Source organism: Sphingobium sp. CECT 9361 (assembly GCF_918741285.1).
Taxonomy (GTDB): Bacteria; Pseudomonadota; Alphaproteobacteria; order Sphingomonadales; family Sphingomonadaceae; genus Sphingobium.
Genome location: NZ_CAKKNC010000001.1, coordinates 754252 through 770911, shown reverse-complemented (window position 1 = coordinate 770911; position 16660 = coordinate 754252). Strand labels below are relative to the sequence as shown.

The 16660-nt window shown below is 62.3% G+C and carries 21 protein-coding genes; 10 read left to right on the top strand and 11 right to left on the bottom strand.

What is annotated here, in order from left to right; all coding sequences use genetic code 11:
• Positions 1-45: 45 nt before the first annotated feature.
• Both LQ220_RS03455 and LQ220_RS03450 read left to right on the top strand, forming a co-directional pair.
• Complete coding sequence (locus LQ220_RS03455; RefSeq protein WP_230186866.1) at positions 46-705, top strand: HAD-IB family hydrolase; 660 nt, start codon at positions 46-48, stop codon at positions 703-705.
• A 71-nt stretch (positions 706-776) separates the two neighbouring features.
• Positions 777-1865: a CDP-alcohol phosphatidyltransferase family protein gene (locus tag LQ220_RS03450; protein WP_230187253.1), complete on the top strand. Its 1089-nt coding sequence runs from the start codon at positions 777-779 to the stop codon at positions 1863-1865.
• On the opposite strand, the gene LQ220_RS03445 is transcribed toward LQ220_RS03450, so the two are convergent.
• The gene (locus tag LQ220_RS03445) at positions 1862-2983 is read right to left on the bottom strand and encodes a hypothetical protein (protein ID WP_230186865.1); all 1122 of its coding nucleotides are present in this window, start codon (positions 2981-2983) and stop codon (positions 1862-1864) included. The genes LQ220_RS03450 and LQ220_RS03445 overlap by 4 nt on opposite strands.
• A gap of 9 nt (positions 2984-2992) precedes the next feature.
• Complete coding sequence (locus tag LQ220_RS03440; protein ID WP_230186864.1) at positions 2993-3709, bottom strand: NTP transferase domain-containing protein; 717 nt, start codon at positions 3707-3709, stop codon at positions 2993-2995.
• A gap of 91 nt (positions 3710-3800) precedes the next feature.
• On the opposite strand from LQ220_RS03440, the gene LQ220_RS03435 reads away from it, so the two are divergent.
• Positions 3801-5138 (top strand): oligosaccharide flippase family protein, encoded by a 1338-nt coding sequence (locus tag LQ220_RS03435; RefSeq protein ID WP_230186863.1) that lies wholly within the window; start codon positions 3801-3803, stop codon positions 5136-5138.
• Here LQ220_RS03435 and LQ220_RS03430 read toward each other — a convergent pair.
• Positions 5135-5932, bottom strand: coding sequence for a nucleotidyltransferase family protein (locus LQ220_RS03430; protein WP_230186862.1), 798 nt, complete (start codon positions 5930-5932; stop codon positions 5135-5137). The two genes, LQ220_RS03435 and LQ220_RS03430, sit on opposite strands and share 4 nt — an antisense overlap.
• An 81-nt stretch (positions 5933-6013) precedes the next feature.
• Between LQ220_RS03430 and LQ220_RS03425 the strand changes: the two genes are divergently transcribed.
• The 5 genes from LQ220_RS03425 to LQ220_RS03405 all read left to right on the top strand — a co-directional run bounded on the left by LQ220_RS03425 (position 6014) and on the right by LQ220_RS03405 (position 10376).
• A complete protein-coding gene (locus tag LQ220_RS03425) occupies positions 6014-6850 on the top strand; it encodes a diacylglycerol kinase family protein (protein ID WP_230186861.1) in 837 nt (278 codons plus the stop codon).
• 1 nt (position 6851) lies between these two features.
• A complete protein-coding gene (locus LQ220_RS03420) occupies positions 6852-7583 on the top strand; it encodes a metallophosphoesterase (protein ID WP_230186860.1) in 732 nt (243 codons plus the stop codon).
• Between the two features lie 36 nt (positions 7584-7619).
• On the top strand, positions 7620-8891 hold the full coding sequence (locus LQ220_RS03415; protein ID WP_230186859.1) for a dipeptidase: 1272 nt from the start codon (positions 7620-7622) through the stop codon (positions 8889-8891).
• A 79-nt stretch (positions 8892-8970) separates the two neighbouring features.
• Positions 8971-9315 (top strand): DUF6481 family protein, encoded by a 345-nt coding sequence (locus LQ220_RS03410; protein WP_230186858.1) that lies wholly within the window; start codon positions 8971-8973, stop codon positions 9313-9315.
• A 194-nt stretch (positions 9316-9509) separates the two neighbouring features.
• Positions 9510-10376 carry a hypothetical protein gene (locus LQ220_RS03405; RefSeq protein ID WP_230186857.1) on the top strand — a complete coding sequence of 289 codons (867 nt, stop codon included), beginning with the start codon at positions 9510-9512 and terminating at the stop codon, positions 10374-10376.
• 5 nt (positions 10377-10381) lie between these two features.
• Here the strand turns inward: LQ220_RS03405 and LQ220_RS03400 are convergent, their stop codons facing one another.
• The 8 genes from LQ220_RS03400 to LQ220_RS03365 form a co-directional block, all read right to left on the bottom strand.
• On the bottom strand, positions 10382-10804 hold the full coding sequence (locus LQ220_RS03400) for a hypothetical protein (protein WP_230186856.1): 423 nt from the start codon (positions 10802-10804) through the stop codon (positions 10382-10384).
• Complete coding sequence (locus LQ220_RS03395) at positions 10801-10980, bottom strand: hypothetical protein (RefSeq protein ID WP_230186855.1); 180 nt, start codon at positions 10978-10980, stop codon at positions 10801-10803. The genes LQ220_RS03400 and LQ220_RS03395 overlap by 4 nt, the downstream gene beginning before the upstream one ends.
• Positions 10981-11050: 70 nt before the next feature.
• The gene (rpsI, locus tag LQ220_RS03390) at positions 11051-11599 is read right to left on the bottom strand and encodes a 30S ribosomal protein S9 (RefSeq protein WP_230186854.1); all 549 of its coding nucleotides are present in this window, start codon (positions 11597-11599) and stop codon (positions 11051-11053) included.
• The gene (rplM, locus tag LQ220_RS03385) at positions 11599-12078 is read right to left on the bottom strand and encodes a 50S ribosomal protein L13 (RefSeq protein WP_230186853.1); all 480 of its coding nucleotides are present in this window, start codon (positions 12076-12078) and stop codon (positions 11599-11601) included. The genes rpsI and rplM overlap by 1 nt, the downstream gene beginning before the upstream one ends.
• A gap of 133 nt (positions 12079-12211) precedes the next feature.
• The gene (locus tag LQ220_RS03380; protein WP_230186852.1) at positions 12212-13264 is read right to left on the bottom strand and encodes a COX15/CtaA family protein; all 1053 of its coding nucleotides are present in this window, start codon (positions 13262-13264) and stop codon (positions 12212-12214) included.
• A 32-nt stretch (positions 13265-13296) separates the two neighbouring features.
• Positions 13297-14325, bottom strand: a complete 1029-nt coding sequence (gene arsB / locus LQ220_RS03375) for an ACR3 family arsenite efflux transporter (protein ID WP_230186851.1) — start codon at positions 14323-14325, stop codon at positions 13297-13299.
• Entirely contained in the window at positions 14322-14807 is a 486-nt protein-coding gene (gene arsC / locus LQ220_RS03370; protein WP_230186850.1) for an arsenate reductase (glutaredoxin), read from the bottom strand. Before arsC ends, arsB begins: the two co-directional genes overlap by 4 nt.
• A gap of 12 nt (positions 14808-14819) precedes the next feature.
• Positions 14820-15149 carry a metalloregulator ArsR/SmtB family transcription factor gene (locus tag LQ220_RS03365; protein ID WP_230186849.1) on the bottom strand — a complete coding sequence of 110 codons (330 nt, stop codon included), beginning with the start codon at positions 15147-15149 and terminating at the stop codon, positions 14820-14822.
• 122 nt (positions 15150-15271) lie between these two features.
• Between LQ220_RS03365 and LQ220_RS03360 the strand changes: the two genes are divergently transcribed.
• Complete coding sequence (locus LQ220_RS03360) at positions 15272-15649, top strand: MerC domain-containing protein (RefSeq protein ID WP_230186848.1); 378 nt, start codon at positions 15272-15274, stop codon at positions 15647-15649.
• Positions 15650-15854: 205 nt separating this feature from the next.
• Positions 15855-16607: a methyltransferase gene (locus LQ220_RS03355; RefSeq protein ID WP_230187252.1), complete on the top strand. Its 753-nt coding sequence runs from the start codon at positions 15855-15857 to the stop codon at positions 16605-16607.
• Positions 16608-16660 lie beyond the last annotated feature (53 nt).

The following is a 16660-nucleotide window of genomic DNA, read 5'->3' as shown; positions in this document are numbered from 1 at the left end:
TAATCGAAACTGTTGCAGTGCGGCATTTAGCGATTAGGAAACGCCATGCACATCGCCATTTACGACATGGACCGCACGATCACGCGCAAGGGCACCTTCACGCCTTTCCTGATTTTCGCCGCCCGCCGACGCGCACCGTGGCGGCTTGTCGCATTGCCGCTCTGGGTGCTGGCGATGGCATCGCACAAGGCGGGGATGGTGGCGCGCAAGCCGCTCAAGCAATTCGGCTTTCGCCTGTTTCTAGGCCGCACGATTTCCACCGACACCGCGCAAGAGCTGGCTGATGCCTATGCTGCCCATACCCTTGCGCAGAATATCCTGCCCGGTGCGATCCCCCGGGTCGAAGCGGATCGTGCCGCGGGACGTATGCTGGTCATGGCGACCGCCGCGCCGGACTTCTATGCCCGCGCAATCGGCACTGCGCTGGGCTTCGATGCGGTGATCGCGACGCGCCATGACCGCACGGGCGGCGGCGTATCGCACCGGATCGTCGGGGAAAATTGTTATGGGCCGCAAAAGCTGGCGAGGATCCGCGCATGGCTGACCGATAACGCCCTCACCGCCGACAGCACTCGCTTTTACAGCGACGACCTTTCCGACGCGCCAACGCTCGACTGGGCAGGCGAGTCCTACGTCGTGAACGCGGACGCCAAGCTGGCGCAAATTGCGCAGGATCGCGGGTGGACCACCCTTAGTCTGCGCTGAACGCCGCACGCTCACCCCGTAACAAAAAGTCCGCGACACGCCCGTGTCGCTTCACTATTAGCCGACCCATGATGACGCAGACGCTTCGCACCATTGGCTCCAACGACACGCCAATCTGGGGGATGTCCAACGCCGAGAGGCTGCGCCGGATGATCGCCAGCGCCGCAAAGACCGGGCAGCAAGCCGCCGAAGGGCATGTCGTCACCGCCAATCTGGCCTATGTATTCGATCCGCTGCTGCTGCGCCTTGCTCTCGAAAAACCCGGCACGGTGTTTCGCTACGGCAACGACCTGATCCTCGCCCATGCACCCGAAGGCATCGATCCACTCGATGCCGCCAGCGCGTCCGGCCTGCACATTATCGACCTTTCACTGGGCGAGAAATTCTACAACCGGCAGTTGCGCAAGCTGGAAGTGCCGTTTGTCCGCAAGCTCGACCCTTCGTCGCGCAAGGCCATCGAACGGCAAAGCTATTTCGGCGCGTACAAAGGCGTCACCGATGCGCTGACCAAATATCTGTGGCCCGAATTCGCGCTGTTCCTCACGCGCATCGCCGCGCAGTTGAAGATGACGCCGAACATGGTCACGGCCATCGGCGCGACCGGCTGCGTCATCGCCACCTTCCTGTTCGCGGCGGGCCATTACTGGAGCGGGCTTGCTATCGGCTTTTTGTTCATGGTCCTCGATACCGTGGACGGAAAGCTGGCACGCTGCACCATCACCGCCTCGAAATGGGGCAATATCTTCGATCATGGCGTGGACCTGATCCATCCGCCCTTCTGGTGGTATGCGTGGGGCGTCGGGCTTGCGGCGCATGGCATGGCACTGGAACCGCGCAGCTTCATGCTGATCATGGTCGCGGTGGTTGTCGGCTATGTCCTGCAACGGCTGATCGAAGGCGCGTTTATCAAGGATTTCGGCATGGACATCCATGTCTGGCGCCCCTTCGATTCGCAGTTCCGCTTGGTCACTGCCCGCCGCAATCCCAATATGGCGATTCTGGTCGCTTCGGTCGTTGTGGGGCGCCCCGATCTCGGCCTGATCGCGCTGGCATGGTGGACGGTGATTTCGCTTATCGTCCATGCCGTACGACTGGCGCAGGCCTATGCCGTGCGCAAACGCGGCGGCGCGATCACGAGCTGGCTGGAACAGCCCGCTTAGGACTTCGCCAACAACGCGATGATCGCCTGCGCGCTGCGGCGGGGCGCGTCATTGCCAGCATGGCCCAGCGCTTCGATGGCAAAAGCCGATTGCACATCGCGATACAGAGGATGTTGTTCTTCCGCTGCCATGATTGCGGGCCAGAGGTCGCCCAAAGACCGAACGACCGCGCCGCAGCGCCGGTAATCGTCCGGCTGCCAAGCCATTTCCGGCGTATCGAGCGTCACGCAAGGCCGGGGACGTGCGAGATATTCGATGACCTGGCTGGAGCTGTCGCCCAGATACAGGCCCGCCATCTGCGTATAACTGCCATCCACCATCGCGAAGCTGCCGCTGTCGACATGAACATGCGGCAGGTCGGCAAAGCGATTCAGATAGGCCAGCGCCTCTTCGTCCCGCTCGAACAAGCGCTGATGCGGCGCGAGGACGACATTATAGCGATCCTGCGCGGCCAGCATCTCCACAATGGCGTGACCCCATTCCCACCAGGACGACCGATACCGTTGCCAATGCGGGGCATAGAGCAGCACGGGGCGCGTATCGGGGAACAGATCGGCGGCAGTAACCGAAGGTCGAAAGGCAGATTTGACATAGCCCGTCACCGCTATCGCATCGCGCGATATGCCATGTGCGACATGATCTGCCGTCAGGTAGTCGCTCGGCACAAACAGCCGACTGGCGTGGCGCAAACGTCCGTCGCGATTATAGTTGAGCGGTCCCGCCCCATGCACCGTGAAGACGAAGCGCGACCGCATCGGCAGGACACGCGGCAACCACAGGCTCGTCTGTTCGGCACAGACCGTCACCGGCACATTCCACAGCGCAGGCGCGAGCCGCAACAGCATCGGCAGCTTCGCAGGCAACGGCGGATTCTGGCCTTTGCCCAAAGTCGCGTGTTGCAAAAAACCGGGCGCGCGGCGCAGACGGACACGCGCAGGGGTCAGCGGCGCCATCCATTCGCCCAGCAATTCCTCATGCGCCGATGTGCTGATCCACACATCGATCGTCAGATCGGGCCGCGCCTGCGCCAGTGCCTCAACGATAGGCCACAGATGCGGCACCAGCAGCATCTCGCCAAGGAACAGGAACGCGACATCCGCCCGGTCCGATTTACGCATAGGGTCGGTTCATGCGCGTCTGTCGTGCCATGCGGCGATATCTTCGGGCCGGTCGATCTCTATCCAGTCGTCGCGATCCACGACGATGGCGTGCACGCCATCCTGCCGCGCGATCTCTGCAACGATGGCGTGATGGAAATTCAATATGCCGCCTTCGCGCGAAATGACGGTGTCGAGTGCCGCCCGATACAGCCCCTTGTCCTCCCGCCCGACGATGATGCCCAGCGAGCGATAGCGCGCCTGCGCAGGCGAAAGCGTCTTGCCCACATCGCGCACCATGCCATCCTCAACCTCGACGAGCATGTCGTCCAGTTCCGCTTCCGCAATGGGCTGAACGAACAGATTGAGCCCCGGCTTGCACGCGGCAAAGCCCTTTGCCAGCAAGTCGGCGGCATATACCGTATCGCCATTGAGCAAGGCGAAATCTCCGTCGAGCAGATCCCGCGCGGCCCACACGCTACTGATGCTGCTGGCCGCAAGCCAGAAGGGATTCAGCCGGACACTCGTGCCGTCGCCCCGCGCCGCGACATGCGCCGCCAGCTTTTCGAACCGATAGCCGCCCACGACGACAGTATGATCGACGCCCGCCGCTTTCAGCGCATCGAGTTGATGATCGAGGATCGCCTTGCCGTCGATCTTGATGAGGCATTTGGGCATGTTCGCCGTCAGCGGCAGCAGGCGTGACCCCTGCCCTGCACTCAGGATGATGGCTTTGTCGATCGTCATGCCCCGCGCTTAGCCAATTCCCGCACCATCGACAATCGCTGCGCCGACGCCTAGATATTCGGCGCGCTGCTAACAGGGACCGCTCGACATCGTGCACAAGAAGGACAGGGCCGCCAAGCCAGCGCAGGCAAGCGATGCTGCCTTTTCGCGGGTGATCGCCAATACGGCATGGTTGCTCGGCGGCAAGGGCATCGGCGCGATCCTCAGCCTGTTCTACCTCGCCATCGTCACCCGCACGCTGGGCGTAGCCGATTTCGGGCGCTTCGCCCTGATCCTCAGCACCGCGCAAGCCATCAGCGTCATGGTGACATTCGAATCCTGGCAGATCGTCGTCCGCTTCGGGCAGAAGCATCTGCACGGCGGCGATCCCCATGCGCTCAACCGGCTGGTGCGGTTCTGTATGTTGATCGACATCGCCTCGGCGCTGGCGGGGTGCTTGCTGGCGGCGGCAGTGGCGTTCCTGCTCGGCCCGTTTTTCGGCTGGTCGCCCGATCTGGCGGGTCAGGCGCTGATCTTCTGCGCCGCGATGCTGCTCGGCATCCGATCGACCCCCACCGGCCTGCTGCGCCTGTTCGATCGTTTCGATACCGGAACGATTGCCGAAACCATGATCCCCATCGGTCGGATGGTCGGTGCGCTGGTGGTCATGGCGTTTACCCCGTCGATCACCGCATTCCTCATCGTCTGGGCCTGCGCAGAACTGTTTTGCGCATCGACTTATTGGACGCTCGCCCTCCGCGCCGCGCGGGGGCGGATAGGCTCGTGGCGCTCCGGCAACCCCCTTGCCGCCCGCGCAGAGAACCCCGGACTCATCGGCTTCCTCACCGCCACCAACCTCTCTACGACGCTGTCCTCGGTCGGCAAGCAGGTCGCCGTGCTCATCATCGGCGTGTTCGTCGGCCCCACCGGCGCAGGCTTCTACCGCCTCGCCAATCAGCTTAGTCAGGCACTGACCAAGGTGTCCGGCATGCTCTCCCGCACCATCTTCGCCGAACTCGCGCGCGCCAGCGCCAGCGAAGGTGCGGAGCAGGTCCGCGCGCTCTTCCGCCGCATGAATCGCCTCGCGCTCATCACCGGCGCAGCGATCATCACGCTCATCATCGTCGCGGGAAAACCGCTGCTGGTCCTCGTTGCGGGGGAAGCTTTCGCAGGCGCCTATCCCCTCCTGCTGCTGCTCGGCATCGCCGCCTCGATCGATCTGGTGGGTGTCAGTTTCAGCCCGCTGTTGATGGCGACGGGCCGCGCCGGGTTGTCGCTGCGGATCGTCTTCATCAATACGCTGGTGCTGCTGGGAATGCTCACGATCTTGCTTCCGCGCTACGGCACCATTGGCGCCGCCTACTCCAGCATAGCTGCCGCGCTCATCGGCTTTTTATTGATGGGATGGGCCAGCCGCCGCGCCATGCGAGAACCGCAGGTGTCGGCTTAACCGCGCGCCTTCAGGATCGCCTCGGCCTGTATCAGGTCATCGGGTTTGTCGACATCGATGCACGCTTCCGCCTGCGGCATGGCCACCACCCGCGCCGTCAGGCCAAAGCGCCGCCCAAGCCGCGCCACCGCCTGATGAATCGTCAGCACCCGCAACAGTGCCCCGATCAACAGCAGCGGCCCGAACGCGCCGACGATCTTCATCCCCTTCTTGCGGTCCTGCTCCACCGCCTGCCACCGGTCGAGCAAGGGCCGCGCCTTGTCGCTACCGATCCAGAACAGGTTCGCGCCGGACCACCAGCCGCTGCGGAATTTAAGCCATGTGCGTCGACTTGAGGGATAGCCCGCCAGCAATATCGCGCGCTCGACCATCCCGACCGCAATGTCGCTGCCCTGCGCACCCGCCACGAACGCATCGATCATTGCGCCGGTCAGCAGCACATTGTCCGCCGTCGTCAGCAACACCGGCGGCGGCGCAACATCGTCCAGCACGGCAATCACCGACGCACTGATGCCATTGCCGCTTTGCGCAAAGCGGACGGCGGGATTGTCGCGATACCCCGCAAGCCCCGGATCGCCAACCAGGCCATCCACATCCTGCGCCAGCACCACGATCCGCGCGATGGCCGCATGGCCGACCAACGCATCGAGGACATGGGCAAGCATCGGCTTATTGGCGACCGGCAACAACGCCTTGGTCGTTACCCCGCTGCCATCCAGCAGCGGATCGGGACCGGGACGGCTGCCCGCAAGTACGATGGCAGTCACGCCGGAGGAGCCTGAAGAACGAAGCATGCGCCGCCTTTAGCCGAACAATCGCATCGCGCCCATATCGCAACGCGGAAAGAATCGCGATCTGGTGCGTTCGGGAGCGTAATGAAAAAACTCTGGCTCATCTCGAACAGCAACAGTGGCAGTTACGATGCGGCCATGTGCGCCCGCATCGGCGAAACCGTGGTGGCGCATGGCGGCCTATTCGACCGCTGCATCACCTTGCCCGATGACGATCTGCCAACAATTGCCGAAGTCGAAGCGGCTGGCGTGGAGATCGTCGCGATCTTCACCGGAGACGGCACCATCAACGCCAGCACCCGCAAGCTGGAAGGCTGGGGCGGGCAAGTGCTGATCCTGCCCGGCGGCACGATGAACCTGCTGTCCAAACAACTGCATGGCGATGTCGAAGCGACCGACATCGTGGCCCGCGCGCTTTCGCCGCAAGCGGTCGACACCGACCTGCCCGTCGTGGTCGGATGCGGTCAGCGGGCGTTGGTCGGTATCATCGCGGGACCGACCGCGGCGTGGGTCGATGTGCGCGAGGACATGCGCGCGCTCGACCTGTTGAGCCTTGCGGCAACAGTCCCCGGTGCCATCGCCCAGACGTTCAATGGCGACATGGTGCGGCTGGCCGGCGAAACTGAGGAATATCAGGCGATCTATATCCAGCCGCAAGGCGACACGCTCGAAGCCATCGGTATCCGTGCCAAGAATCCTGCCGAACTTGTCCAGCACGGTATCGCCTGGCTCTCCGGCGACTTCCGCAAGGGACCGGCCGATGTTCTGGAAACCGGCACATCGGTGACGGTCGAATGCGATAGCGCCATCGGCCTACTCATCGATGGCGAGAAGCGCGACGGCACCCACCCCTGCACCTTCACGCTGGAAAAGAGCAGCCTGCGCTTCATCAAGACGCTGACCGACGCGCCCGCATCCTGACATGACGCTGCTGTTCCACGCCAGCGATCTTCATTTCGGACGAGAGGATCGGGATGCGCTCGACTGGTTCGTGGCGGAAGCGACCGACGCAAAGCCGGACGCCATCGTCATCACCGGCGACCTTACGATGCGCGCGCGCAGTGCCGAATTTGCCGCCGCGCACCGCTGGCTGGAAGCATTGCCAGCCCCCGTATCGGTCGAAGTCGGTAACCACGACTTGCCCTATTTCGATGTCTTTGCGCGGTTCTTCCGCCCCTATCGGCGTTACGATGCGCTGGAGCGCCTGATCGAGCGTCCGCTGGCCCTGCCCCACGTCACCATCGTCCCGTTGCGCACCACGGCGCGGGCGCAGTGGCGGTTCAACTGGTCCAAGGGGATCGTCACCGGCGACCGGCTCGACGACACGCTGGAATTATTGGGCGAGGTAGATACGCATCACCGCCTGATCGCATGCCATCACCCGCTGATCGAAGCAGGCACCAGCGGCACCGCCTCCACGCGCGGCGGACGGGCCGCCCTGCGTGCGCTGGCGGCGCAAGGCGCGACTGCCGTGCTGTCCGGCCATGTCCACGATCCCTTCGACCGAACCGAGCAGATCGATGGCCAGTCCGTCCGCCTGATCGGCGCTGGCACCCTGTCCGAACGGCTGCGCGATACCCGCCCCAGTTACAACGCCATCCACATTTCCCCCACCGACCACAGCATGGATGTTCGGCACGTTCATATGGCGTGATTGACAGGCCTAAGCCTTACGTTACGCTGCCACAGCATGAACCGCACCCTCCTCCTTGCGCTCGCCCTGCTTCCCCTCCCCGCCATCGCTGCTACGCCGCTCGCTGACCCCTATGCGGCGCGCGTGGCCAAGGTGCTGGCGCAGACGCCGCTGATCGACGGGCATAACGACTGGCCCGAAGCGTTGCTCGATCACGCAAAGGACGACCGCTGGGCCGTTGCGCTCGATCGTTTGCCGGTAAAGGATTACGACACCGACATCGAAAGGCTGCGGCAGGGCAAGGTCGGCGGGCAGTTCTGGTCGGTCTATGTGTCTGCCAACCTGCCCGGTCTCGAACAGGTGAAGGCCACGCTCGAACAGATCGACCTCGTCCATCAGTTCGCGGCCCGCTACCCCGACACCTTCCAGCTCGCGACCACCGCTGCACAGGCCCGCGCGGCGTTCAAGGCAGGCCGGATCGCGTCGATGATCGGCGTCGAAGGCGGCGGGCAGATCGACGGCAGCTTTGCCGTGCTGCGCCAGTACAAGGCGCTGGGCGCGGGCTACCTCACCCTCACCCATTCGCGCACGATCCCCTGGGCCGACAGTGCCACGGACGACCCGCAGCATGGCGGCCTCACCAAATTCGGCGAAGCGGTGGTGACCGAACTCAACCGCCTGGGCATGTTGGTGGACCTCAGCCATGTGAGCGAGGACACGATGCTGGACGCGCTGCGAGTCAGCAAGGCCCCGATCATCTTCTCGCATTCCAGCGCCCGCGCGATTTGCAATCATCCCCGCAATGTGTCCGACGCCGTGCTGAAACAGGTCGCGGCCAATGGCGGCATCGTCATGGTGAACTTTGCGCCGAACTACGTCAATGAAGCGCGTCGCGTGTGGGGCGCGGCGCGAGGCGCAGAGCAAGCACGCTATAATCTGCCCCCCTTCGGCGGCCTTTATATCGGCGACCCGGAAAAGGCGAAGGCTGCGCTGGCGGAATGGGAAAAGGCGAATCCTGAACCCATCGTCACCATGGGACAGGTTGCGGACCATATCGATCACATCGCCAAAGTCGCTGGCGTCGATCATGTCGGTCTGGGCGGCGACTATGACGGGCTGCCTGCCTTGCCGCAGGGGATGGACGGGGTGGAGACGTATCCCAAGCTGATGGCCGAACTCATGAAGCGCGGCTGGTCGGACGCGGACGTCGCGAAACTGGCGGGCGGCAACATCCTGCGGGTCATGGAAGCGGCAGAGAAAGTTGCTGCCTCAATGGCGAAAATGCCTGCTGCCAGTGGCACAATTACGAGCCTCGACGGAACAAAATAGCCTCTTTTGCCTTGCATGATAAGGGAAATGGGGGCAGGCGCTCCCCTCCCCCATTCAAAACGGACAGGCTTTCAGACTCATGGCGACGTATCGAGACCCCGCTTTTCAAGATCGCCTCGCGCTCGCCGCGCAGGCGAAGCAGAAGGCGCTCGACAAGTTGAAGGCCAAACCGCCGCTCGATCCGGCAGTGGTCGCAGAGCGCAAAGCCGCCGCCGAAGCCAAAGCCGCTGCCGAAGCGGAAAAGCGCGCCGCCAAGCTGGCTGAAAAGAAAGCCGCGCAGGAAGCCGCCGCCGCTGCAAAAGCTGCCCGCCGCGAAGCCGAGCTTGCCGCTCAGCCGAAGGTGAAGGAAAAGGTGCAGCTTACGCCGGAAGAGAAGAAGGCCATTCGCGACGCAAAGTACGCCGCGCGTAAGGCACGGAAATAAAAGGCCAATTTTCGGGACAGGCGCCTGTGACCAGACGCTGCCCCATAGTTTTTTGATGTAACGACCCCTCAATTCGACCGGCCTGTCTCGCAATTGCGAGAAAGAGGTTCCGTTCCCCCCGCGCTCGTGACAGAGGGCGGCTGTCGATATTAACCATCTTACGCTCTATAATGTGTCCGGGGGGACGAATATCCATGTACGATACAGGGCCGCAGGCTCCAGCTATCATCGCGCCGGTTCACACGGAAAATGGCGGAAGCCAGAGCGTCGGCGCACCGCCTTTTGTGCGCCAATGGCGCCGGGCGTTGCGCACTTACCAGCAGGATATAGATCCGTCCGACAAAGGCGACACAGTCAAGCGCCTCTTGCCTGACCGGCGCTACACCGCGCCCGGCTTACAGAAGTTCATCTCGATCGGGCCGCTACCGCTCAAAGGGTGGAATGTGCAGTTCGAACCCTATTTCGGCGAACCGGGTTGGGTCAGGCTGGAATGCCGCAGCGGGGAACGCGCCCGCAACGATCCGACCTCGGTCAACCGTGTCGGACTGGATGGGTACACCGACCTGTTTCCGATAAAGCAGCGCGTCAATGAGCAGTTCTCCTTCGTCCCCGGAAAGAATGCGCGGGCCGTTAAGGTCGGCCAGTGGCTCAATTTCCACGAAATTCATGCGACCACCTTACCCGGCGATATCGAGCAAGCCGGGCCGCTGGGCTTTTTCCTCGAATGGTCGTCCGGTCTGAAACGCAATGTCTTCCGAATCGTGCGCAACGTTCCGATCCGCAAGGGCACTGCCGTCGTCGGCAAGAAACCCTATATCCTGTATCAAGGCGATCTGACCGAAGGACAGCGGTACAATTTCGCTGTCGATTTCTACGAGCATCCCACGGCGGGTTACGTCAGAATCTGGCAAAGCAACAAGCAGATCGTGGATTACCGCGGCCCGTTCGGCTATGGCGGCGGACGGCAGAATTACCCGCAGTTCCGGATCTATCGCGGCCAGCGCACCGAAACCGCAGTGACATACACGAAGATCACATCGATACGGACGATTACACCCTGAGCGTTTCAGGCTGCGGCTGCGTCGACTTTGCGAAAGACCTCCAGCGCCAACGCGCTGTAGGTGGCACAGGCAAGCGCCAAGGGATATGGCGGGCCGATAGCGGCGCGGACAGGCTCGAACGCCAGCCGATTCTGCGCGGCGCGTAACTGCACAAGCGCCGTCCGGCTGGCTTCCGTCAGTCCCATGGCTGGCCCTGCCCGCCGCCATGCTTCCGCCGCGCAATAGACACGTCGCGTGCGTCGCGCTCCCGCGGCCAGCGCGACGATGTCGACCAGGAAGATATCGAGTTCGCGCAACCCATTGCCCATGACCCGGCGCGGCATGGGCTTCTCACCCCGCACTGCTGCCGGGTCGCCTGCCAGAAAAGCCGATGCGCGCAACAACTGCGCGACCTGCGCCTGAAGCAATAGTGCCGCAGGTGGCGTCACCGCAGCTTGGCGATCTTGATCCCGTCTGTCTTCGCGCGATCCTTCACCGATTCCTCGCTGCGGGTCAGCGCCTTGGCGATGGCTTTCATCGCCATGCCCTTCGCTGCCAGCGTGCGCAGCTTGGCCAGTTCTTCGGAAGTCCAGGGTTGCTTGTGACGTTCGAACCGTTCGCCCATATCGATTCCTCAAATGAAAAAGGGCGATCCCGTAAGGACCGCCCTTCTTGAGTTTGGTATATTCCCGAAATCAGCGCTTCGAGAACTGGAAGCTCTTGCGGGCTTTCGCCTTGCCGTACTTCTTACGTTCAACCGTACGGCTATCGCGGGTCAGGAAGCCTTCGGCCTTGACCGCGCCGCGCAGGGCAGGCTCGTACTTGGTCAGCGCCTGGCTGATGCCATGCTTGACTGCACCGGCCTGACCGGAAAGGCCGCCACCCTTGACGGTAGCGATAACGTCGTAAGAACCGACGCGATCGGTGACGGTGAAGGGCTGGTTCAGAACCAGACGCAGGGTCGGACGAGCGAAATAGATTTCCTGATCGCGACCGTTGATCGTGACCTTGCCCGAACCGGGCTTGATCCACACGCGGGCCACGGCGTCCTTACGACGACCGGTGGCATAAGCGCGACCCAGACCGTCGATTTCCTGCTCGCGCAGCGGCATCGTCGGCGCAGCGGGCTGAACCGGCGCAGCGTTTTCGACCGGTGCGGAAGCGTCGGCGGAAACCGTCGCAGCGACAGGCGCGGCGGAGGTCAGATCGGCGAGATCGGACAGGGACTGGCGGTTATCGGACATTATGCACCCACCTTGTTCTTGCGGTTGCGCGACCCAAGGTCGATCACTTCGGGGTTCTGCGCTTCATGCGGATGTTCGCTACCGGCGAAAACGCGCAGGTTGCGCATCTGCTGACGACCCAGCGGGCCGCGCGGAATCATGCGCTCGATTGCCTTTTCCAGCACGCGCTCAGGGAAACGACCGTCCAGGATCTTGGCAGGCGTGGTTTCCTTGATGCCACCGGCGTAACCGGTGTGCTTGTAATAGACCTTGTCGGTCATCTTCTTGCCGGTAAAGCGCACTTTGCCCGCGTTGATGATGATGACATTGTCGCCGCAATCGACGTGCGGGGTATAGCTCGGCTTGTGCTTGCCGCGCAGAATATTGGCGATAATCGAAGCCGCACGGCCCACAACCAGGCCTTCCGCGTCGATCAGCACCCACTTCTTGTCGACCGTGGCGGCGTTGGCCGACTTGGTCGTCTTCATCAGCGCCTTCATGGGCCGAATCTCCTGTTGAATAAGTCCCGACGACACAACAGGCGTCAGGGGATGCGCGCTAATGACGGCCAACCGTCCAGAAGTCAAGGGAAAGCGGGGGTTTCCTGACGGGTATCAGAATACCATGCCCTTTTCAGCGTCGCCGGGCACCCGTCGCATGGGCTGCCCAGGCGGTGCTGGCGACCACAATTGCGCCGACCGCCTGATGCAGAACGGCCAGCGGCAGGGCGATCCCGCTCATGACTGTGGCAATACCCAGCAGCACCTGCGTCCCCACCGAAGCATTGAGCGCGATGGAGGCGCCGCGCGACCCGGCCCGCTTGGCCCGCCGCGCCAGCACGATCAGGACCACCGCCGCCACAAATGCCCACCAGCGATGGATGAAATGCACCAGATACGGATCGTCGGTGACCGTTGCCCAGAACGATCCAAGCCATTGCACGCCAGCGGGGTAGAAGCGGTCGTTCATCAGCGGCCAGGTGTTGGCGACATAGCCTGCATCCATGCCCGCCACGAATGCGCCGAACAGCAGTTGCACGAACAGCACCAGCGCGGCGGCGACCGCGAATCCCGTCAACCGCGCCGTCCGCGCGCGCGTATCCGCCGCTTGCGTCAGCAGATCGAGCGCGGTCCACACCAGCCCCGCCAGTACGAACAGCGCGGTAATAAGGTGCACCGCCAGACGGTAGTGGCTCACATCGGTGCGCACCGACAGGCCGGACGCCACCATCCACCAGCCGATCGCACCCTGCAACCCGCCCAGCATCAGCAGCGCGAACAGACGAATACCATATCCCGCAGGGATGGCGCGCTTCCATGCGAACCACGCCAGCGGCAAAGCAAAGGCCAGCCCGATCACGCGGCCCAGCAGCCGATGCGCCCATTCCCAAAAGAAGATGAACTGGAAATCGGAAAGGCTCATGCCATTGTTGATCTCCCGATATTCGGGGATCTGCTTGTATTTGTCGAACGCCTCCATCCAGTCGGCATGGGACAACGGCGGCAATGCGCCCGTAATCGGCTTCCATTCCGTAATCGAAAGCCCCGATTCGGTCAGTCGGGTAATGCCGCCGATGACGACCATCGCGAACACGAGAATGGCGACGCAAAACAGCCACAGGGCAATACTGCGCGGACGGGGCGATGAGCGGCGCGAAAACGCCGACTGACTATGCGACGCGGACATAGCGGCGCTATTGCGCCTGCACCGCGCCGGTTTCAAGCGGGATATGCGGCCCCGCGTTCATACCAGCCGCGCGACCGCTTAACGATCGCCACAACGGACAGCATGACAGGCACTTCGACGAGGACACCCACGACCGTCGCCAGTGCCGCGCCAGAGCCAAGACCGAACAAAGCTATCGCCGTCGCGACCGCCAATTCGAAAAAATTGGAGGCCCCTATCAACGCTGACGGTGCCGCTACGCACCACGCCACGCCGAAACGACGGCTGAGCCAATAGGCCAGCCCCGCGTTGAAATAGACTTGAATGAGGATCGGCACCGCGAGCAACGCAATGACCAAAGGACGCGCGATGATCTGCGGTCCCTGAAATCCGAACAGCAGCACCAGCGTCGCCAGCAACGCCCCCAGCGATACAGGCCCAAGCTGTTTCAGCAATCCGTCCAACGTCCCGCGCCGAAGGGCCGACCGCCGAAGCCATTGCGCCATGGCGACCGGTACGACGATATAGATCATGACGGAGAGCAGCAATGTATCCCAAGGCACCGTAATCGACGCGACACCCAGCAGCAGCCCGACGATCGGCGCGAAGGCAACCACCATGATAAGGTCGTTCAGCGCCACCTGCCCCAGCGTATAGGCAGGATCGCCATCACACAGATTTGACCAGACGAAGACCATCGCGGTGCAAGGCGCTGCCGCCAGCAGGATCAGCCCGGCAATATAGGATGGCCCCTGCCCCGCCGGAAGCAACGGCGCAAACAGCCAGCCGATGAATATGCTGGCCAGCAGCGCCATCGAAAAGGGTTTTACGGCCCAATTGATGAACAGGGTAACTCCCACGCCTTTCCAATGTCGTCTGATGCTCGCCAATCCGGCAAAATCGACCTTGAGCAACATCGGAATGATCATCAGCCACACCAAAGCAGCCACGATCAAGTTGACGCGCGCCACTTCGGCGGCGGCAATCAGAGCGAACAGCGCCGGAAAAGCGGCACCGGCGGCAATCCCCACAACGATACAAAGCGCAACCCACAATGTCAGATACCGTTCGAACAGGGTCATCGCGCAATCCCCTGCCCGCTGGCCTTCTGTCCGTTGGCCCTCTGTCCATGGGCATCGACGACCTGTTCGCCATCTTCCTTCGTAAACGCTTCCCGTTGGGGCAGCGGCAATATGTCCAGCACCGTTTCGGAAGGGCGGCACAACCGGACGCCCAGCGGTGTCACGACCAATGGACGATTGATCAGCAGGGGATCGGCCATCATAGCCTCGATCAGCGCATCGTCCGGCAACGCGGGATCGCCAAGACCCCGGTCAGCGAAGGACGTCCCCTTTTCCCGCAACAATTCTCGCGGCGACAGGAGCGCGCGGTTCATCAAGCTGACAAGCATAGTCCGCGACGGTGGGTTGGTACGATAATCGATAATGTGCGGCTCTATGCCCGCGTTACGGATCAGCGCGAGCGTGTTCCGCGACGTGCCGCAATCCGGGTTGTGATAGATAATGACGTCGACTGGCTTAGCCGACCCTTCTTGCTCGGTCATCGGATCGCTCCTTCAGCAGCAGGATAATTCGGCAATGATGGGATCGCACAGCGCAGCATCTCCGCCGCAACAGTCCTTCAACAAATACACGGCGAGTGCCTGAACCCGGTCGAGATCGGCATGATAGCGGATCGATCGCCCTTCGCGTTGCGCCTTTATCAGTCCGGCCCGTGTCAGAATCGCCAGATGAGTGGACATCGTATTTTGCGGCACGGCGGATAGCCGCGCCACCTCGCCTGCGGGCAGGCCATCGGGTGCATGACGGATCAGCAAGCGAAATACATCGAGCCGCGTGGATTGGGCCAGGGCACCAAAAACGAGTAAGACAGAATCAGTATCCATATATCGAGATTATTCGATATTTTGACGTCTGTCACTAGTCGCTTCGACGAGACAGCAAAAGATGCGTTGCGCCGCAATGTAATGTTGTATCTTCTCCGTGAAACGCCTATGTGACACGCATCATGTTACTGACTTTCCGTTCTGCACTGGCCAAAGGCACGTTCGACCGCATGGCGATGGCCTTGTCCGGCCTGTGTGCGGCGCATTGCGTGGCAACGGCCGTCATTCTTGGCCTGCTGGCCACGGCTGGCGGCTTTCTGTCCAACCCGCTGTTCCACGAAACCGGGCTTACCATCGCTATCGTGCTCGGCGCTGTCGCCCTCGGCTATGGCGCGATCCAGCATGGCTACATGATGCCCGCCGCGATCGGCGCGCTGGGATTGGGAGTCATGGCTGGCGCAATGACGCTGGACCATGGGTTCGAGGAAAGCGTGTATACGGTCATCGGCGTCGCGATATTGGCGCTGGGCCACGACCTCAATCACCGCGCCGGGCGATAGGCACTTCGCCTTAAAGCACTTTGCCGTTCCTATGCCTTGCCTATAGGCGCGCGCATCGTCATGGTCAGGGACCTTACAAGAGGAGCCCCCCATGCGAATCCCCCCGATACTGACTGGCACAGTCGTTCTAGGTTTAGCCGCTCTGGCCGTACCATTGGCCATGGCACAACACACGATGGACCATTCAAAAATGGACCACGGCAATATGGCTGACGACAAGATGGCTGGCGGCAAGATGGACCATGCCGCGCATCAGGCCATCATGGCCGCCGTTGCCGCGCCCAGCCGGACTCCGGCAAACGTGACGCGCGACACATATCGTCACCCCGTCGAAACGCTCTCCTTCTTTGGCGTGACCCCCACGCAGACCGTGGTCGAATATTCCCCCGGCGGTGGCTGGTACACTGAAATCCTGGCGCCACTGCTGAAGGACAATGGCACATTCTACGCCGTGCAGTCACCGGGCAAAGGCTTCGACGGTCTGAAAGCGAAAATGAGCGCAGCGACCGGTGTCTATGGCAAAGCGAAGCTCGTTCCCTGGCCCGAAACCGGCATTCCCGCCGGAACCGTCGATACGCTCCTCACCTTCCGCAATGTGCACAATATGGTGATGGGCGGCACTGAGGCTGCCACGTTCAAGGCGTTCTACGCCATGCTCAAACCGGGCGGCACGCTCGGCATCGTCGATCACCGACTTCCCGAAGCACGCGACACAGCAATGGAGAAGTCATCGGGTTATCTGAAGGTCTCGACCGTACGCCGCCTCGCCGAAGCGGCCGGTTTCAAATATGTCGGATCGTCGGAAGTGAACGCAAACCCCAAGGATAGCACCGATTGGGCCAAGGGCGTGTGGACCCTTCCTCCGGTGCTGGCCAACGGCGATACCGACAAGGCCAAATATGTGGCCATCGGCGAAAGCGACCGGATGACTCTGAAATTCGTAAAACCTGCCAAGTAAGACACCTCGGCGGCCATCCCCCAAGTGCGGGATGGCCGCCGACACATGTGATT